General features: G+C 71.2%; 9 protein-coding genes. 2 read left to right on the forward strand and 7 right to left on the reverse strand.

Annotated features, from left to right (window positions below; translation table 11 throughout):
• Positions 1–78 precede the first annotated feature (78 nt).
• Positions 79–1,320, forward strand: a complete 1,242-nt coding sequence (locus WMF26_RS44190) for a VWA domain-containing protein (protein ID WP_061629686.1) — start codon at positions 79–81, stop codon at positions 1,318–1,320.
• 853 nt (positions 1,321–2,173) lie between these two features.
• On the opposite strand, the gene WMF26_RS44195 is transcribed toward WMF26_RS44190, so the two are convergent.
• From WMF26_RS44195 to WMF26_RS44215, 5 genes are all read right to left on the reverse strand, one after another.
• The gene (locus WMF26_RS44195; protein ID WP_437997629.1) at positions 2,174–4,363 is read right to left on the reverse strand and encodes an ATP-binding protein; all 2,190 of its coding nucleotides are present in this window, start codon (positions 4,361–4,363) and stop codon (positions 2,174–2,176) included.
• Between the two features lie 16 nt (positions 4,364–4,379).
• On the reverse strand, positions 4,380–8,711 hold the full coding sequence (locus WMF26_RS44200; protein ID WP_437997630.1) for a HAMP domain-containing protein: 4,332 nt from the start codon (positions 8,709–8,711) through the stop codon (positions 4,380–4,382).
• A 116-nt stretch (positions 8,712–8,827) separates the two neighbouring features.
• The gene (locus tag WMF26_RS44205; RefSeq protein ID WP_044986901.1) at positions 8,828–9,268 is read right to left on the reverse strand and encodes a response regulator; all 441 of its coding nucleotides are present in this window, start codon (positions 9,266–9,268) and stop codon (positions 8,828–8,830) included.
• A complete protein-coding gene (locus tag WMF26_RS44210) occupies positions 9,265–10,953 on the reverse strand; it encodes an ATP-binding protein (protein ID WP_437997631.1) in 1,689 nt (562 codons plus the stop codon). Before WMF26_RS44210 ends, WMF26_RS44205 begins: the two co-directional genes overlap by 4 nt.
• 228 nt (positions 10,954–11,181) lie before the next feature.
• Complete coding sequence (locus tag WMF26_RS44215) at positions 11,182–11,604, reverse strand: winged helix-turn-helix transcriptional regulator (protein ID WP_437952061.1); 423 nt, start codon at positions 11,602–11,604, stop codon at positions 11,182–11,184.
• Positions 11,605–12,028: 424 nt separating this feature from the next.
• Between WMF26_RS44215 and WMF26_RS44220 the strand changes: the two genes are divergently transcribed.
• The gene (locus tag WMF26_RS44220; RefSeq protein ID WP_437997632.1) at positions 12,029–14,998 is read left to right on the forward strand and encodes a HEAT repeat domain-containing protein; all 2,970 of its coding nucleotides are present in this window, start codon (positions 12,029–12,031) and stop codon (positions 14,996–14,998) included.
• A gap of 79 nt (positions 14,999–15,077) precedes the next feature.
• Here the strand turns inward: WMF26_RS44220 and WMF26_RS44225 are convergent, their stop codons facing one another.
• Both WMF26_RS44225 and WMF26_RS44230 read right to left on the reverse strand, forming a co-directional pair.
• Entirely contained in the window at positions 15,078–15,500 is a 423-nt protein-coding gene (locus tag WMF26_RS44225; protein WP_020740846.1) for a response regulator, read from the reverse strand.
• A 277-nt stretch (positions 15,501–15,777) separates the two neighbouring features.
• Positions 15,778–18,672, reverse strand: a complete 2,895-nt coding sequence (locus WMF26_RS44230) for a PAS domain S-box protein (RefSeq protein WP_437997633.1) — start codon at positions 18,670–18,672, stop codon at positions 15,778–15,780.
• Between the last annotated feature and the right edge of the window lie 556 nt (positions 18,673–19,228).

Below are 19,228 nucleotides of genomic sequence, written 5' to 3' on the forward strand. Positions count from 1 at the left end.
GCGCCCCGGGACGGCTTAACGGGCTTCCGCCAGACAGGTCCTCTGGACAGTTCGCGACCCCCTCGACACCCCGCCGCGATGAGCGCCCGCAAGCCCGGAAAAGCCCCTCCGCCCCCCTCCCCCGCCGCCGCGCCGGACGACCTCTCCGACGCCGACCGCGACGCGCTCTTGCGCTGGCGGCTCGCGCTCGGCCCGGAGGCCGAGCGGGTCGACCCGCGCCTCTCCCTCGGCGGCCTCGGCGGCGCGGCGCCCGCCCTCCACGTCGACCCGCGGCGGCTCGGCGACCTCGACAAGGCCCTCTCGTTCATCTACGACGAGCGCGCCGGGAACCTCGGCGGCTCGCGGCCTTACGTGCCCGAGTGGCTGTCCGCCGTGCGCGAGTTCTTCAGCCACGACATCGTCGCGCTCGTCCAGAAGGACGCCATCGAGAGAAAGGGGCTGACTCAGCTCCTCTTCGAGCCCGAGACGCTCCCCTTCCTCGAGAAGAACGTCGAGCTCGTCGCCACCCTCATGAGCGCGCGAGGCCTCATCCCCGACGCCGCGCGGGAGACCGCCCGGCAGATCGTGCGCGAGGTCGTCGAGGAGGTGCGGCGCGCGCTGGAGTCCGAGGTCCGCACCGCCGTCCTCGGCGCGCTGCGGCGGAACACGACGAGCCCCCTGCGCGTCCTCAGGAACCTCGACTGGAAACGCACCATCCGCAAGAACCTCAAAGGATGGGACGCGGACCGGCGCCGCATCGTCCCCGACAAACTCTATTTCTGGGCGAACCAGACGCGACGGCACGAGTGGGACGTCGCCATCCTCGTCGACCAGTCGGGCTCCATGGGCGAGAGCGTCGTCTACAGCTCCATCATGGCCGCGATCTTCGCGTCGCTCGACGTCCTCCGCACGCGGCTCCTCTTCTTCGACACCGAGGTCGTCGACGTGACACCCATGCTCGTCGATCCGGTCGACGTGCTGTTCACGGCGCAGCTCGGCGGCGGCACCGACATCAACCGCGCCGTGGCCTACGCTCAGGCGAACTTCATCGAGCGCCCCGAGAAGACGCTGCTCATCCTGATCACCGACCTCTTCGAGGGCGGCAACGCGGAGGAGCTCATCGCCCGGATGCGCCAGCTCGCCGACAGCAAGGTGAAGTCGATCTGCCTGCTCGCGCTGTCCGACAGCGGCAAGCCCTCCTACGACCACGAGATGGCGCAGAAGCTCGCCGCCCTCGGGACCCCTTGCTTCGGCTGCACGCCAAAGCTGCTCGTCAAGGTGGTGGAGCGGCTGATGAGAGGACAGGACCTCGGCCCGCTGCTGGAGGCCGAGGCGCGGTAAAACCACGGAGGCACAGAGGACACAGAGGCTCTTCTCTTTCCTCTGCGTCGTCTGTGCCTCCGTGGCCCCCGCCTGGCGGGGCCTGAGCCCGATCGGCGCGCCTGGCGACGCTCGCGGACGCGCGCCTTCGTCAGCGAAGGCGCGCCCTCGACCTCCGCGCCGCGTCGCCGCGTCGCCGCGTTATCGCGCGCGACGGATCGCCTTCGCGGCGCGCTCGTCCGTCCGCCGCGCGGCGGCGCGCTTGCGCGACGTGGCGCCCCGGGCAGCGCTCGCGGAGACCCGCCGGCGGGTGCCGGCCGCGCGACCCACAACCTCCAGCGAGGGGGGCTGGGCCATCAGCGCACCAGTGCTGATCGAGGGGCCGACTAGGCTGATAGAAAGCTTCACTTGAACTTCCGATGGGGTGGCGGACCGATCACGTCGCTCAGCGGAGGGCTCGTCAACCTATAAACTGTTTCGATCGTTTACGCAGCGTCGCAGTGCGGAGATCACGAGCCCTGGAGCGCCCGTCCGGACGTGAACATGTCCACCCGGGAGATCCACTCGCCTCTCCGCCTCTCACGGCGGATGCACGCACCACGGAGGCACGAAGGCACGGGTCTGGGTTCGCTCCGTGCCTCCGTGTCTCCGTGGTGATCGGCGAGGGACTGCCCCCGGTGGTTGCACCGGGCGCTCTGTTACGATCATGTTGCACGTTGCAGGCCAACGATGCCTGGATGCCGGCATCGCCCGTTTTCTCGGGATGGGCGTGGGCCGCCTTTCATGGTTGAAACCACCGGTTGCAACCGTGGCGCAACGCAGCGGCGCCCGCACCTCCAGGAGCGCCTCGCACGCTCGGAGGGTGGATCTCGGCTCAGCCGGCAGGGCCGGTCAACGGAGATCCAGGGCGCTCACCCAGCGGCCCCGGGGATCCAGCCGCTCGGGGCGGGAGCGGCAACGCCACCTGGAACCTCGCCCCCATGCCCGGCGCGCTCTCGACCTGGATGCTCCCGCCGTGGGCCCGGAGGATCTGGTCCACGATGTACAGGCCGACGCCGAGGCCCCCGTAGGAGCTCGTCGGCGCCGCCCGCTCGAAGCGCCCGAAGATCCGGGCGATGTACTCCTGCGCGATCCCGATGCCCTGATCCATCACCTGGAGCACCGCGGACTTGCCGTCGACCGAGATCCGCATCTGGATCGGCTTGCCGCGCCCGTACTTGATGGCGTTCGTGAGCAGGTTGGTGATCACCTGATCGATGCGCAGCCGGTCCCACCGGCCGATCGCCGACTCCGGGACGTCCAGGTCGAGCGAGCAGCCGGCCCGCTCCAGCTCCGATTCGAGGCGGCCCGCCACCTCGCGCGCCACGTCGCACAGGTCCACGTCCTCGAGGCTGAGCTCGAGCTGGCCGCTGTTGATGCGCGTCACGTCGAGCAGCGTGTCGATGAGCCGCGTGAGCCGCTCGATCTGCGCCTCCGCCTGGGCGAGCTTCGCGAGCGACTGCTCGGCCGGCAGCCCGCCGTCCGCGCGGCCGATCGCGCGGGTGAGGCCCTGGATCTGCAAGACCAGCGCGCTGAGCGGCGTCCTGAGCTCGTGCGAGGCGACCGCCACGAAATCCTCGCGGATCTGCACGGCCTCGCGCGTGAGCCGCAGCAGGCGGGCGTTCTCGAGGCAGAGCGCCGCCCGCTGCGCGACGTCGAGGGCGACCGCGAAATCCGGGGGCTCGAAGCGCTCGCCCGGCTCCACCCAGACCATGCTGAGCGCGCCGAGCACGTTGCCGCGCGTGACGAGCGGCACGCACAGGTAGCTGCTCGCCCCGAGCTCCTGGATCTGGCCCGGATCGTCGATGTCGAGCGCCCTCGCCACGTCGCGCGGGGCGCACTCGACGCGCAGGTCGGGGCGGCCGCTCGTCAGCACCGCGCCCACGCCGCCCTCGGCGAGCGGGAGCTCCCGCGGGCCGAACCGCTCCGCGAACCGCGCCGCGTCGCGCGCCCGATGCGCGGCGGCGACCCTGCACGCGCCGCCCTCCTTGCGCAGGTCGAGCACGCACCAGGTGCAGATGCGCTCCGCCGCGACGCGCACCAGGGCGGCCGCGACGCTGGCCTCGTCGAGCGACGCCGAGAACGCGCTCGACGCCTCCGCGAGGAGCTCCGAGCGGCGCACCGCGGCCTCGGCCTCGGCGCGGGCCGCCCGCTCGCGCGTCAGGAGGTGGATGCGCTCCTGCTCGTGGCGCTTGCTGTCGTCGATGTCGGTGAAGCTGCCGAGCCAGCCGACCACGCGCTTCCACACGTCCCGCTCCGGGACCGCCTGGCAGAGGTGCCAGCGGTACGCCCCGTGGCGCGACCTGAGGCGACACTCGCCCTGGAGCGGCTCGCCGGCCTCGATGCAGCGGCGCCATTTGCTGACGAACTGGTTCAGGTCGTTCGGGTGCACCGCGGCCTGCCAGCCCCAGCCGCGGAGCGCCTCGAACGCGAGCCCCGTGTACTCCAGCCAGCGCGAGCTCACGTAATCGACGCTGCCGTCGAGCTTCGCCGTGAAGACGCACTGCGGGATGGCGTCGGCCAGGTTCTGGTACCTCGCCTGGGCGGCGCGCCGCAGGTCCTCGACCTCGGCGTCGCGCCGCCGCTGCTCGGCCTTGCGCAGGAGCTCGGCCTGCTCCTTGATCTGCTCGCCGCGCCGGTGGAGCTCGACGAAGACCGCGACCTTCGCCTGCACGACCTCCGGCTCGAGCGGCTTCAGGAGGTAGTCGACGCCGCCGACCGCGTACGCCCTGTAGATGGCCGAGAGATCGTCCGTCGCCGCGGTGAGGAAGATGATCGGCGTGTGGCGCGACCGCTCCCGCTGCTTGACCAGCGAGGCCACCTCGAAGCCGTCGATGTCCGGCAGCCGCACGTCGAGCAGGATGACCGCGAAATCCTCGGACAGGATCCTGAGGAGCGCGTCCTTCCCGCTCGCGGCGGTCACGAGGCGGTAGCTCTCGTCGACCAAAATCGCCTTGAGCGCGGCCAGGTTCTCGGGCTGGTCGTCGACAAGGAGGATGCTGGTCGTCGCTGGAGCGGTGGACACCGTGCGGCTCCGTGGGTCAGTCGGGCCGCAGCCAGTGCAGCATGACCGACATCAGCCGCCCCTCGTCGACGGGCTTGGCCACGAAGTCGTTCAGGCCGGCGTCCAGGCACTTCTGCCTGTCCTCCGGCATCGCCTTGGCCGTCACCGCGATGATCGGCAGCTCGTTGAAGCGGGGATCGCTCCGGATCTCGCGCGTCGCCTCGTAACCGTCGAGCTCGGGCATCATGATGTCCATGAGCACGATATCGATGCTCGCGTCGGACTCGCGCAGGAGCTCGATGCCGTGCCGCGCGTTCTCGGCGAGGAGCACCTGCGCCCCACGCCGCTCGAGCAGGCTCGTGATGGCGAACACGTTGCGCGCGTCGTCGTCGATGACGAGCACGTTCCGCCCCGTGAGCGCGACCCCGGCGGAGCCGTTCGTGAGCAGCGGCGCGATCGGCTCGGGCAGGTCGGCGCGCACCGGCCGCGCGGCCTTCTGCTCGGGCCGCTCCGCCGGCAGGTAGAGGGTGAACTTGCTGCCGAGCCCGGGCGTGCTGTTCAGCGAGATCTCGCCGCCGAGCAGGCTGGCCAGCTCCCGGCTGATGGTCAGGCCGAGGCCCGTGCCGCCGTAGGTGCGGCTGGTGGAGGCGTCGGCCTGCTGGAACGCGTCGAAGATGAGCGTCTGCTTGTCCGGCGGGATGCCGATGCCCGTGTCGGTGACCGCGAACGCGAGGACGGTCTTCGCCTTGATGAGCGTGTCCCGCTTGAACGAGAGCCCCCGGCTGGCCACCTCGATCTCGAGCGAGATCCGCCCGGACGACGTGAACTTGAAGGCGTTCGACAAGAGGTTCTTCAGGATCTGCTGCAGCCGCTGCAGGTCCGTCATGATCGTCGAGGGCACGCCGGTGGCGACCCGGACCCAGAACTCGAGCTCCTTCTGCTCGGCGATCTGCCGGAAGCTCCGCTCGACGTACTCCGCGAGCTCGGACAGCGACACCCGCTGGGTCTTCACGTCGATCTTGCCGGCCTCGATCTTGGAGAGGTCGAGGATCTCGTTGATGAGCTGGAGGAGGTCCTGCCCCGCGGCGGCGATCGTCTTCGCGTACTCGACCTGCTTCGGCGTGAGCGTGTGCTCCTCGTTGTCCGCGAGGATCCTGGCGAGGATGAGCAGGCTGTTGAGCGGCGTGCGCAGCTCGTGCGACATGTTCGCGAGGAACTCGGACTTGTACTTCGAGGTGCGCGACAGCTCCCTGGCTTTCTCCTCCAGGGAGGCGCTGGCGCGGGCGATCTCGCGGTTCTTGATCTCGAGCTCCGACGCCTTCTCCTCCAGCTCCTGCGAGCGCGAGCCGAGCTCGGTGTTCGACCTCTGGAGCTCCTGGAGCAGCTCCTCCGTCCTCATGCTGGCGCCGATCATGTTGAACACGACGCCGATCGACTGCGTGAGCTGCTCGAGGAACGTGAGGTGGATGGGCGTGAAGTTCTGGAAGCTCGCCAGCTCGATCACCGCCTTGAGGCCGCCCTCGAAGAGCACCGGCAGGACGCAGATGTTGCGCGGCGGCGCCTCGCCGAGGCCCGAGCTCACCCGGATGTAGTCGTCCGGCAGATCCGTGACGACGATGCTCTTCTTCTCGAGGCCGCACTGCCCGACGAGCCCCTCGCCGAGCGCGAACCGGTTGGAGATGCCCTTGCGCTTCTGGAACGCGTAGCTCGACGTGAGCTTCAGCGTCGGGTGCTTGTCCTCGGACTCCAGCACGTAGAAGGCGCCGTGCTGCGCCGAGACGAGCGGGGTGACCTCGGACATGATGAGGCGGGAGAGCGCCTCGATGGTCCGCTGCCCGGCCATCATCCCGGAGAAGCGCGCCAGGTTGGTCTTCAGCCAGTCCTGCTCCTGGTTGGCGCGCGTCGTGTCCCGCAGGTTCGAGATCATCTGGTTGATGTTGTCCTTCAGCTGAAGGACCTCGCCCTGCGCCTCGACCGAGATGGCCCGGGTCAGGTCGCCCTTGGTCACGGCGGTCGCGACCTCGGCGATGGCGCGCACCTGCGTGGTGAGGTTGCCGGCGAGCTGGTTCACGTTGTCGGTCAGGTCCCTCCACGTGCCGGCCGCGCCGGGCACCTTGGCCTGGCCGCCGAGCTTGCCCTCGATACCGACCTCGCGCGCCACCGTCGTCACCTGCTCGGCGAACACCCGGAGCGTGTAGGTCATGTCGTTGATGGTGTCGGCCAGCGACGCGATCTCGCCCTTGGCCTCCAGGGCCAGCTTCTGGCGGAGGTCGCCGTTCGCGACCGCGGTCACGACCTTGGCGATGCCGCGCACCTGCGAGGTGAGGTTCGAGGCCATGACGTTGACGTTCTCCGTCAGGTCCTTCCAGGTGCCCGACACCCCGGGCACCTGCGCCTGGCCGCCGAGCTTGCCCTCGGTGCCTACCTCGCGCGCCACGCGCGTCACCTCCGCGGCGAACGCGCGCAGCTGATCGACCATCTTGTTGATGGTGTCCTTCAGCTCGAGGATCTCCCCCTTCGCCTCGACCGTGATCTTCTGGGACAGGTCGCCGCTCGCGACCGCCTTCGTGACGAGGGCGATGTTGCGCACCTGGTTGGTCAGGTTGCCGGCGAGCTGGTTCACGTTGTCGGTCAGGTCCTTCCACGTGCCGGCGACCCCGGGCACCTGCGCCTGACCGCCGAGCTTGCCGTCCGTGCCTACCTCGCGCGCGACGCGCGTCACCTCCGCGGCGAACGCGCGCAGCTGATCGACCATCTTGTTGATGGTGTCCTTCAGCTCGAGGATCTCCCCCTTCGCCTCGACCGCGATCTTCTGGGACAGGTCGCCGCTCGCGACCGCCTTCGTGACGAGGGCGATGTTGCGCACCTGGTTGGTCAGGTTGCCCGCGAGCACGTTGACGTTGTCCGTCAGGTCCTTCCACGTCCCGCTGACGCCCCGCACCTCGGCCTGCGCCCCGAGCTTGCCCTCGGTGCCTACCTCGCGCGCGACGCGCGTCACCTCCGACGCGAACGCGCGCAGCTGCTCCACCATCTTGTTGATGGTGTCCTTCAGCTCGAGGATCTCGCCCCGCGCCTCGGCGGTGATCTTCTGCGAGAGATCGCCCTTGGCGACCGCCGTCGTCACCAGGGCGATGTTGCGCACCTGGTTGGTCAGGTTGCCGGCGAGCTGGTTCACGTTGTCGGTCAGGTCCTTCCACGTGCCGGCGACCCCGGGCACCTGCGCCTGACCGCCGAGCTTGCCGTCCGTGCCTACCTCGCGCGCGACGCGCGTCACCTCCGCGGCGAAGGTCCGGAGCTGCTCCACCATCTTGTTGATGGTGTTCTTCAGCTCGAGGATCTCCCCCTTCGCCTCGACCGTGATCTGCTTCGACAGGTCGCCGTTCGCGACCGCCGTCGTCACGACCGCGATGTTGCGCACCTGGTTGGTCAGGTTGCCCGCGAGCACGTTGACGTTGTCCGTCAGGTCCTTCCACGTCCCGCTGACGCCCCGCACCTCGGCCTGCGCCCCGAGCTTGCCCTCGGTGCCTACCTCGCGCGCGACGCGCGTCACCTCCGACGCGAACGCGCGCAGCTGCTCCACCATCTTGTTGATGGTGTTCTTCAGCTCGAGGATCTCCCCCTTCGCCTCGACCGTGATCTGCTTCGACAGGTCGCCGTTCGCGACCGCCGTCGTCACGACCGCGATGTTGCGCACCTGGTTGGTCAGGTTGCCCGCGAGCACGTTGACGTTGTCCGTCAGGTCCTTCCACGTCCCGCTGACGCCCCGCACCTCGGCCTGCGCCCCGAGCTTGCCCTCGGTGCCTACCTCGCGCGCGACGCGCGTCACCTCCGACGCGAACGCGCGCAGCTGCTCCACCATCTTGTTGATGGTGTTCTTCAGCTCGAGGATCTCCCCCTTCGCCTCGACCGTGATCTGCTTCGACAGGTCGCCGTTCGCGACCGCCGTCGTCACGACCGCGATGTTGCGCACCTGGTTGGTCAGGTTGCCCGCGAGCACGTTGACGTTGTCCGTCAGGTCCTTCCACGTCCCGCTGACGCCCTGGACCTCGGCCTGCGCCCCGAGCTTGCCCTCGGTGCCTACCTCGCGCGCGACGCGGGTGATCTCCGAGCCGACCGTCTGCAGCTGCTGGACGACGTCGTTCACCTCGTCGGCGATCTGACCGATCGTCCCCGGCACCTCGCCGATGCCGACGCGCGCGGAGAAGTTGCCCGCCTTCACCGCCTTGAGCACCTCCAGGATCGCCTGGAGCTGCATCTCACGCACATCCAGGTGGTTCCCGTCGGCGCCGCGCCTGCGGGACGGCGGCTTCTTCTTGCTGGCGCCGTTCCCGTTCTTGTCCTTGGTCGCCGCGATGTTGTTCGGTTGCATGGATACCTTCCTGACGACGAGTGCGCGCCTGGAAATCTCGGTCCCGCTGGAGGCTGATCAGGCCCGCGCGGCGCCGGGGGTGGGCGGCGTCGCGAGGCCCCTGGTGCGCCGCCGTCTCACGACTTGCCGCGGCGCAGAACTTCTTCGACTTGTCGCTGGAGACGAGCGTGCTCGATCTCGCGGGCGCGCCGCTCGAGCGCGCGCCGCATGCGAGAGCTTAGCTCATCGGAACGGAAAGGTTTCGAGAGGTAATCGGAGGCGCCGACGCGGAGGGCGCGCATCCCCGTTTCGACGGAGCCGAACGCGGTGATGGCGATGACCGCCAGGGACGGGTCGTGCTGCTTGGCCCGGGCGATCAGCTCGATGCCGTCCATGCCCGGCATGCGGATGTCCGTGATCAGCAGCTCGAATTTGCCCGACGGCAGCAGGCGGAGGCCCGACAGGGCATCGGCAACGTGCGTCGCCTGGTAACCGTGGTCCGTTGCGATGTCAACGACGAACCGGCCAAGGTCGTCGTCGTCCTCGACAATCAATACGTTCGGTGAGCTCGAACTCATCCCTTCTGTCCTTCCTCCGTGCCCCCTGTCCTCGCCTCTCTCCTCGCCTCTCTCCTCGCCTCTGGGCCCGCGGCCAGGCTCGCCCCCTCGCCACCTGTAGAGCTCGCCTCTTCCCCCTGCCTCGCCTGCATGTCCACGGATGAGCTCGCAGCCGAGCTCGCGTCCCGGCTCGACGGCGAGTCGGGCGCCACCGTGGGCAGGGTGACCCGGAAGCGCGCCCCGCCGGTCGGCGAGGACCCGACCTCGACCGAGCCGCCCGCCTCCTGGACGATCCCGTGGACGATCGCGAGGCCGAGGCCGCTCCCGCCGCGGGTCGACTTCGTCGTGAAGAACGGCTCGAAGATCTGGCCCAGGTCCTCGGCGCGCACCCCGGGCCCCGCGTCCTCGACCTCGAAGCACACCGCGCGAGAGCCCGCCGGGCCGTCGTGCTCGGGGAGGACGCGCACCACGAGCTCGCCCCCGCCGTCCTGGGCCTCGATGGCGTTCAGGCACAGATTGAACACCACCTGAAACAGGCGATCGGAGTCGAGGGCGACGCGCGCCCACGACCCGCTGTCGCGCGGGCACTCGACGCTCGTCTCGATGTCGCGCTTCTTGCACTCCGGGCCGAGGAAGGCGACCACATCGTCGACGACGCGCCGCAGATCGCTGTCCCCCTGCTGCTGCCGCGACGGCCGAGCGAGGGAGACGAGGCGGGAGACGACCCGCGTGATCCGCTCGGACTGCCGCGCGATCGTCTCCAGCTCGGCGCGCAGGTGCTCCGGACAGCCGGGCAGGTCGGCCGCCCGGCGCGCGCGGCCCTGGATCACGTTCAGCGGCGAGCCGATCTCGTGGCCGAGCGAGGTCGCCACCTGCCCCGCGGCGGCGAGCGCCTGCGCCTGCTGCAGCCTGCGCTCCATGTTCACCCGCGCCATCTCCTCCCGCTCGGCGCGCTGCCGGGCCTCCCTGAGCGACCAGGTCATCGTGTTGAACGCGTGGGCCAGGCGCGACAGCTCCTCCGCGCCCTTCTCGGGCACGGCCGCGTCGAGATCGCCGCTCGCCACGCGCTCGGCGCCGGAGAGGATCGCCCTCGCCGGGAGCGCGACGGTGAAGCGACCCACGACCCCGGCCACGACCGCGCTGACCAGCAGCAGCACGACGCCTGTCGCCGCGAGGCCCCGATTCAACGAGCTCTCCAGCACTTCGATGTAATGACGGTCGCGCACCAGGACGGCCACCAGCGGTGGATTGGCGCTGCTCGGATGGATGTCGACCGTGCGGACCAGCACCGGCTGCCCGCCCACGTTGGTGGGCTCCTCGATGTCCCCTCCCTCCAGGAACGCCCGGCGGGCGAGCGCCTCGAGGCGCTCCTGCTCCCCCTTGACCCCCTCCGTGATGAAGACCGCCTCGCCCTCCCGGGTGAACGCGGCGACGCCCTGGATGCGCTCGGCGCTCGCGAAGTGCTCCGCCCGCCGCCGGACGAGCGCGATGTCCCTGCGCTGCAGCGCGCTCTCGACGAACGCCTGAAGCAGCGTGGCGTAATTCCGGAGCTCCGCCGTGGCCTCCTGCCGCAGGACCTGTTTGCGGTGCGCCGAGGAGAACAGGCCATACAGCGCGATCGCCATCGCGATCGGGACAACGAGCGAGAGCCAGAACTGGTGCGCGAGCCTCATCCCCGCGGGTCGGCGCTGGAGCTTCGGTGCCATACGACGATCCACCGCGGCGCCCGGAGGACGCCACCGCGTTAACGCTTCGCATCATCGGCGGCTTCCGATCGTACGAAGCCCTGGAATCACATCATCATTTCCCCGGATCGGCAAGGCCTTCCACGGGCTCGACAGAGGCATTCATCTCGCTACCTCGCCATACGAGGGCTCGGCATCAGGATATCCCTGAGTGACGCTCAGGATCTCGCGGACTCCTCGTGACGTCCGTCACGGGCCCTTGCGTGGCTGCGCGGCGCGGGGCCGAGCGCGCTTCGCCGCTGGGCCGGGCTTCGCCCCGCGCGCGCCGCCCTTCGCCCCGCCGGCGCGCGCCGCGCTCTCCGCGAGCATCTCCCCCCACCGCGAGATCGCCTGCGCCACCTCGCCGAACCCCCGCCCGGCGGCGGTCAGCTCGTACTCGACGCGGACGGGGGGGCCGGGCAGCACCCGCCGCTCGACGAGGCCGAGCGCCTCGAGCTCCTTCAGCCGGCTGGAGAGCATCCGATCGCTGATCGCGTCGATCCGCTCGCCGATCTCGCCGAAGCGCAGCGCCCCCTCCTCGAGCGTCGCGATGATCAGGCCGTTCCACGGCTTGGCGAGCACGCTCATCGCCGTCTGGAACCTTTGGCAGAGGTGCTGACAAGAGCGCTTCATTCCTCGTCCTCGCGCGCAGCATGACCTCGTCACTACCCAAAAGGAAGTGCGTCGACACGAGGTCGCAGCGACGCAGGACGCGCCTCCGGCGGAGGTTATTTCCCTTTCGGAAGTTACGTTTCCTTTCGAAACAGCATCGATTTTGACCACCGCCTCTGACCTGCTGTTCAGCCCCTTCGCGCTCGGCCCCCTGTCGCTGCCGAGCCGCCTCGCGGCCAGGCGCAGGCCGCCAGCGCCGCGCTCTGACCCGAGGGCGTGATGGCATGAGCCCGGGATCCGCGGCCCCGGCCGGGCGCCTGGGCCAGGAGCTCCCGCGCCGTGGCCCATGGTAGGCTCAGAGGCCGATGCCGGCCGCCGCTCCCCCGCTCCCGAACGATGGACTTCCCCCGGCGCCGAGCCCGGCGCGCTCGCCCGCGGAGGCCCCGTGAGCGCGGCGCCGGGCGAGGTGCAGCGCATCGGGGCCGCCGAGCTCCGGGCGTTCATCCAGGACGCTGGGGAGCTCAAGAAGGGCACGCTGCTCTACGACGGCGGGCAGCTCCTGAACCTCGCGCGCTACGAGAACAAGCTGTTCTGCGAGGCCCGAGGCTCGGGGGCCTCGCCCTACAAGGTGACGCTCGTCTACAGCGACGCGCCGGCGCCCGGGTTCAAGGGGCGCTGCACCTGCCCGGCGCGCACCTTCAACACCGCGTTCTGCAAGCACGCGGCGGCGCTGCTCGTCGCCTGGGCGCGCGCGCCCGAGTCGTTCGCCGTGAGCGACGCGGCGCCGCCCGGCGCGCCGGGCGGGGAGACCGCGCGCAAGAGCGTGAAGAAGGGCGCCGCGAACGCGCAGGCGCTGATGAAATCGGGCGTCGAGCAGGTCAGCACGCTCGTGCGCGAGCTCGGCGTGGCCGGCGTCGCGACGATCGGGGCCGACCGCATCGAGCAGATGGAGAAGCTCGCCGAGGGGCTCCGGGAAAACCGCCTCCGGCGGCTCTCGGCCAGGACGCTCGACCTCGCCGCGCTGCTGCGGGGGCAGGCCGCGGGCTCCGCGCCAGCCGCGCGGGGCCCGCAGGCCGCGGCCGGTCCTCCGGCGGGCGCTCGCCGCGGCGCGCTCCCGGCGGTCGCCTACGCGAACCTGATCGCCGACCTCCTGCTCACCGCCCGCAAGCTCGAGAAGCACCTCGCGGGCGAGCCGCTCGACGACCGCCACGTCGAGGAGCTCGTCGGCAAGACGTGGAAGGCGTCCGACCGCAAGCCCGCGGGCGCGCTCACGCTCGTCGAGTACGCCTTCTCGACGCGGACCACGAGCGACGATTTCGTCATCCGGGAGAGCCGCTTCCTCGACCTCGAGTCCGGCCGGCACTTCAGCGAAAAGCAGATCCTCCCCGCCTTCATGGCGAAGCGGACCGAGCCGAAGCGGAGCTTCGCCGGCGAGGTGCTCGCCGGGGCGCGGGCGACGACCTACCCCGGCTACCCGCCGCTCCGGCTCGATTTCACCGACCTCGGCGACAAGCGCCCGCTCGACGCCGGCGCCCTCGACGCCGTGCTCGCGCGGGCGCTGCCCGACGTCGGCGCCGCGCTCGCGGCCCTCCAGGAGCACCGCAAGGACGTCTTCGCGCCCGACCTCGTGCCCGTGGCCGTGCGCATCGACACGCTCTTCGCGCGCGGCGCGCGGCTCTCGGCGGTCGACGACAAGGGGGAGGCGCTCCACCTGCCCGACGACCCGGCGCTCGAGGAGCGGCTCGCCGGCTCGCTCCGCGACGCCCGGCTGCGCGCGCTGCTCGGCGACGTCGGGATCGACGCCGCGCTGCCCACCCTCTGGCCGCTCGCCGCCATCGTCGAGGGCCCGCTCGGCCTCTCGCTGCTCCCGGTCGTCGAGCAGGGCGCCGCCGCGCGGAGCGGGCCGCTCGAGGGCTCCGCGTGGAACGCCGCCGCCCGCGAGGCGGGCGCCTCGCCCGCGGCGATCGCGCTCGGCGAGGTCCGCGAGGAGCTCGCCGACGCGCTCGCCACCGGCCTGACCGGGCTGAGCGCCCGCGTGACCGACCCGCTCGCCGAGCGGCTCCGCGATCTCCGCCTCGAGAAGCAGGCCGCGCTGCTCCAGGGCCTGCCGCAGCGGCCCGATCCGGCCGACCGGCTCGACGACTTCATCAAGCTCTACCAGGTGCTCGAGATGGCGCTCGTGCGCCTCGCCGGCGCGACGCACGTCGATCGCGAGGACGGGGCGATCGAGCGCGTGCCGACCTACGAGAGCGTCGCCGTGGCGCGGCCGGACGAGACGCTCCCCCCGGACGAGGTGGCGCGGCGCCGGGCCGCGGGCGCGATGAACCGCTACGTCGCCGCGGTCCACCACGCGCGCTACTACGCGTCGCTGCCGCCGGGCGAGCTCGTCGGGAGCATCTTCCCGATCTGGGCGGACGGCACCGCGACGCCGACGATCGCGCGGACGTTCGCGCCGCTCGGGGCCGAGGCGATCGCGGCCGCGGAGAAGGCGCTCACCGTGAAGGCCGGCCGCGTGGCCAAGCTGACCGCGGTGCGGGTGCTGCAGGCGGTCGTGCAGCACGGCGGCCCGGCCCGCGCCGAGGCCGCGGCGATGCTCGGCCGGGTCGCGGAGCACGCCAAGGACGCCGGCCTGCGGGCGCTCGCCCGCGACGCGCTCGACGTGGCCGATTCGACCGGGCCGGGCGGGGCCGCGGTGCGCGCGCGCCGCGCCGCGCGGATGGAGCGCGTGCAGGAGCTCGCCAAGGCGCTCGGCGCGGCGCCGACCAAGGAGGAGCGGCTCGAGGCGCTCAAGGCGCTCGCCGAGCTGGGCGACCTCGCCGCGCTCCCGGCGCTCCGCCGCGCCTTCTACGCGGACGCCGCCCGCGGCGTGCGCGAGGAGGCGGCCTACGCGCTCGCCCAGCTCGGCGACGTCGAGATGGTCGAGACCTTCGCGCGGATGCTGGCGAGCCGCGGCGAGGACGACCGGGAGGCGAAGATCGCCGCGTACGCGCTCGGCTACCTGGGCGACGTCCGGGGGCTGAGCGAGCTCCTGTCGGCCTACGCCGAGGGGTACAAGCCCGGCATCGTGGCGGACGCGATCCGCGCGTTCGGCCCCGTGGCGCTCGCGCCGCTCGTGGAGCTCATCGAGGCGCGGCCGGAGCTCGCGAAGCGGGCGGCGGCGCTCGACGCGCTGAAGAAGATGGACGACACCGCGGTGGCGGGCTGCCTGCTCGAGCGGATCGAGGCGCGGCGCGGCGACGCCGATTTCGCCGAGAAGGCGCAGCTCTACCTGAAGCTCGCCGACGTGCACCCGCACAGCCGGCGCGAGGTCGCGACCGCGATCGCGGCGGCGCTCGCGGGCGCCGAGGGCAAGGAGGCGCAGGCGGCGATCAAGGCGGCGCAGAAGGCGCTCGGCGTGGTCAAGCGCAGCAAATAGCCAGCGCCGCTCCATCGCGACGCGCGAGGCGCCGCCTCACCGCCCCTCGCGAAGGGGGGCAGAAAGACGGCGAGTTTCGCTACGGTAGCTCCACGAGTCTCCAGTACTTGTTGAGCGCTGCCATGAGCTCAACGAAGCTGAGAAACGTGACGGGCTTGAGGAGATAACCGGCCACGTTGAGGTTGAAGGCACCCACCTTGTCGCGATCGTCGTTCGACGTGGTCAGCACGACAACCGACGTGGCCACGAGATCCGGATCGGCCCGCAGCTCGCGGAGGAACTCGATGCCGTTCATCTTCGGCATGTTCAGGTCGAGCAGGATCAGCCGGCGCTCCACGGGGATGGAGCCGCTGCGCAGCATCTCCAGCGCCTCGACGCCGTTGCCGGCGACCCAGAGAGGGTTCGAGATGTTGTTGCGCTTGAACGCCCGTCGGACGTTCATCACATCGACCTCGTCGTCCTCGACGAGGAGGATGTTGAGCAGTTTTTCTTCGACGCTCATGGTCTCCTGGATCTCCTTGGCGAGGAGGACGTGAACGTCAACCTCCGCGCGATCGCCGCCGCGGCAATTCCCAGTGCAGCACGGCGACCGCCGCGGAGGTCTCGCGGCCGCCGGTGAGCCCGGACGCACTCCGACCTGGCCCTACCCGCGCAGGCGCTGTCGAGGCGTCTCATCGTTCGAGCTTGGACCACCGGTCCGTCGGGTTCAACTCCAATGACGCGTTCCGAACACCTGCTGAGCCTGCTGCTTTCGCGCTCTGCCGCGCGAGCGCCGCGTTTCAGGAGTCGCTCGGATCGCGCTTCTGCCAGGTGAAGCGGAAGATCGCGCCCTGGCCTGGGGAGGACTCGATCCAGATGCGTCCGCCGCGGCTCTCGACGATCTTCTTCACCACGGACAGCCCGATTCCCGTGCCCTCCACCTTGTCGCGCGCCTCGAGCGTCTGGAAGAGGCCCCAGACGCGCTCGTGAAACTCCGGGGCGATGCCTGGCCCGTTGTCCTCGACGAAGAACTCGTGGAGCAGGCCGGCGTCGCGGTGCCCGATCCGCACGCGCGCGTCGGCGCGCCGCGCGTGCTTGAGCGCGTTGCTGACGAGGTTCATGAACACCTGCTGCAGCGGGATCCGCTCGGTCCGCAGCACCGGCAGCCCCGGCGCGACCTCGACGCTCGCCTCGGACGGCGGCGCGATCAGCTCGACGACGTCCGCGAGGATCTGGCCCACGTCGACCGGCTCCACCGCGTGCCGCACCCGGCCGGCGCGGCTGTAGTCGAGGATCCCGTCGATGAGCGCCTCCATCCGGCGGACGCGGCCGCGCAGCAGGCTCATGTGCTCGCGCGACTCGCCCTCGAGCGTCCCCGAGAGGTCCTCCTCGATCCACTGCGCCAGGTTCGCGATGCCGCGGAGGGGCGCCTTCAGGTCGTGGCTGGCCACGTACGCGAACTGGTCGAGCTCCTTGTTGCTCCGCTCCAGCGCGGCGATGAGGCGCTCGCGCTCCGCCTCGGCGCGCTTCTGCTCGGTGATGTCGCGGATCTCGATGACCGTGCCCACGGGGACGTCGCCGTCGAGGATCGGGCTCGCGGTGAAGGCCACGTGGTAGAAGGAGCCGTCCTTGCGGACGAAGACGTCCTCTCCCTGCTCCTGGCTCTTGCGCGGCAGCGCCCGGTCGATCGGGCACTCCTCCATGGGATAGCGGCTGCCGTCCGGCCGCGTGTGGTGCACGATCTCGTGCAGGGGGCGATCGAGCGCCCGGATCTCGTCGAACGTGAAGCCGGTGATCTTCTCGGCCGCCGGGTTCATGAAGGTGCAGCGCTGGTGCGCATCCATCATGAACAGGCCGAGCGTCGCGTTCTCGGCGATGGTGCGCACGAGCCGGTGCTGGACCCGGAACGCCTCCTCGGCGCGCCGGATGTCGCTCACGTCGACGTTGCAGCCGACCCACTCGTAGATCGAGCCGTCGTCCGCGATCAGCGGGACGCCGCGCGCGACGGTGTCGGCCCACGAGCCGTCGCGCCGGCGCAGCCGGTACTCCACCTCGTACCGGGTCTTCGACGCGACGGCCCCTCGCCACGCGGCGTTCGCCCGCGCGCGGTCGTCGGGGTGGACGGCGTCGAGCCAGCCGTAGTCGACCCACTCCTCGTAGCGCTGCCCGGTGAAGCCGCGCCAGGACGGGGAGTCCTCCACGACGTGGCCGCGCGGATCGGTCCGCCAGACGACGACCGCGGTCGCCTCGACCATGGAGCGGAAGCGCTTCTCGGCCGCGAGCGCCTCCTCGCGCAGCCGCGCGTTCTCGATGGCCACGCTGGCGAGCTGCGCGAGCTGCACCAGGATCGACTCGTCGTCGCCGCTGAACTCCCCCTCCTCCTTGTCCGAGAGCTGGACGAGCCCGAGGTTCCTGCCGTCGCGGCCGATGAGCGGCGCCGCGAGCCAGCCGCGCATCGGCGGGTGGCGCGCCGCCTCGCCGCTGAAGCCCCGCCACGCCGGGTGCGCCTCGAGCTCGGCCTGCGTCATGCGGCGCGGCTTGTTGGTCTCGCAGACCAGCGTGTAGATCCCGCTCCCGTCGCTCCTCGCGTCGTAGCCGCGGTACGCGGCGTACTTGTCCGAGAGGCTGACGGCGTTGATGGCGTGCGCCCAGTTCTGGTCGTCGGTCATGCTGATGACCGACTGGTGCGCTCCGATGAGCGCGCGCGCCCGCTCGGTGATCTCCGCGAGCATCCGGTCGAGCGACGTCGCCGAGTTGACGGCGAGCGACGCCTCGGCGAGCCCCTTGAGCTGCTCGCTGCGGCGCTGCTCCTCGCGCAGGGCGCGGATCCGCTCCGTCGCGTCGACGCCCACCGCGACGCCGGCCACGATCTGCCCCGAGCCGTCGCGGATGGGCGCGGCGCTGTACTCGATGATGGCGCGGGTGCCGTCGGCGCGCAGCATCTCCACCGGCTCGGCCCGGACGAGCTCGCCGCTCAGGACCGCGCGCGCGAGCGGCCACTCGTGCGGCGCGTAGGGGCGGCCGTCCCCGTGGAAGCCGCGGTAGGCCGCGCTGTACGCCTCGACGTCCTCCGACGCGACGAAGGGGCGGCCCAGCTGCGCGGCGCCCTGGGCGTTGCCCATCACGAGGTGCCCCGAGGGGGCCTCCGCGATGTACACCGCGTGGGGCATCTGCTGGATGACCTGCTCCAGCTTGTGGCGCTCGTGCTCGAGCTGCTCGGCGAGCTGCTCGATGCGGCGCCGCGCGAGCACCTGGTCGGTGACCTCGACCGCGAAGAGCACCACGCTGTGCGCCCCGCCGGCGCCGGCCGGGATGGGCTGCAGCGTCACGTTGAAATAGCCCTCGGCGAGCGCCCCGTCGCCGGCGCCGCGGTCGAGCAGGATGAGGAGCTCGCACGCGGCGGCGGGCTGGCCCGAGCCGTAGGCCCGCTCGAGCAGCTCGGCCACCTGGGAGCCGGCGAGCTCCGGGGCGCACTGGAAGAGGTGCCTGCCCACGGTGGTGCGGTCGCGGAAGAGCCGCTGCGCGAGCCGGTTCGTGAAATCGATCACCCAGTCGGGGCCGCGGAACACCGCGATGGCGGTGGGCGCCTCCATGAACATCGCGTGGACGGAGCGCCCGGCGTCCGACGTGACCTGCGCCTCCTTCTGGTTGAGCCCACGCGCGGTCGTCCCCTCGTCCCGAACATGCTGGGTCATCGCTCGTCCTGGTGGTCAATCGCCGCCGCGGCGAACGGCCCCGTGACGCTGGAGCCACGGCGCGCTCGGCGGCGGGAGCAGTGCGCTTCTCGCGCGGCGTCGCGGCGACTCAGAGCCTGCCCGCTCACCCCATGAATGTCAACGTCCCCCCCGGAAGTCGCGGCGTCGGCCCGGCGGGCGCGGCGCGCTCACGACAGCGCGGTGATAGCGCTCACCGCGTCTGGCGGCGAGCGGCCGGCGCGCGCGCGGCAGAGCGCTTTTCCGCGGCCGCGCCGGCGGAGCGGCCTGTGCGACCGCGCCCGCGGCGCGACGCGCGTCATGCCGTCTGGAGGGCGGACGCGGGCTGTGCGCTGGGACTCGGCAGAACCGCGGATGGCCTGTTTGGACCGGAGAGGCTCACTGCCGATTCGAGATAGCGGGTAGACAGGAAGATCCTTGTTTTCCCCCCCGCGCGCCTGCCAAGGGCCGTCCGGCCACCCCGGAGCGGCGGCGCGCCGGGGTTCGTTCAGGGTCGGCGCAGGGGTTCGTTCGAGTTCGAGCGGGGGAGTCGCGCGGC

Origin of the sequence: Sorangium sp. So ce185 (assembly GCF_051526825.1) — a bacterium.
GTDB lineage: Bacteria > Myxococcota_A > Polyangia > Polyangiales > Polyangiaceae > Sorangium > Sorangium cellulosum_D.

What these genes read in the sequence shown, in the direction of transcription:
- WMF26_RS44210 (WP_437997631.1), bottom strand. Translation starts at nt 10,953, where the DNA reads ATGGCACCGAAGCTCCAGCGCCGACCCGCGGGGATGAGGCTCGCGCAC.
- WMF26_RS44225 (WP_020740846.1), bottom strand. Translation starts at nt 15,500, where the DNA reads ATGAGCGTCGAAGAAAAACTGCTCAACATCCTCCTCGTCGAGGACGAC.
- WMF26_RS44205 (WP_044986901.1), bottom strand. Translation starts at nt 9,268, where the DNA reads ATGAGTTCGAGCTCACCGAACGTATTGATTGTCGAGGACGACGACGAC.
- WMF26_RS44230 (WP_437997633.1), bottom strand. Translation starts at nt 18,672, where the DNA reads ATGACCCAGCATGTTCGGGACGAGGGGACGACCGCGCGTGGGCTCAAC.
- WMF26_RS44190 (WP_061629686.1), top strand. Translation starts at nt 79, where the DNA reads ATGAGCGCCCGCAAGCCCGGAAAAGCCCCTCCGCCCCCCTCCCCCGCC.
- WMF26_RS44200 (WP_437997630.1), bottom strand. Translation starts at nt 8,711, where the DNA reads ATGCAACCGAACAACATCGCGGCGACCAAGGACAAGAACGGGAACGGC.
- WMF26_RS44215 (WP_437952061.1), bottom strand. Translation starts at nt 11,604, where the DNA reads ATGAAGCGCTCTTGTCAGCACCTCTGCCAAAGGTTCCAGACGGCGATG.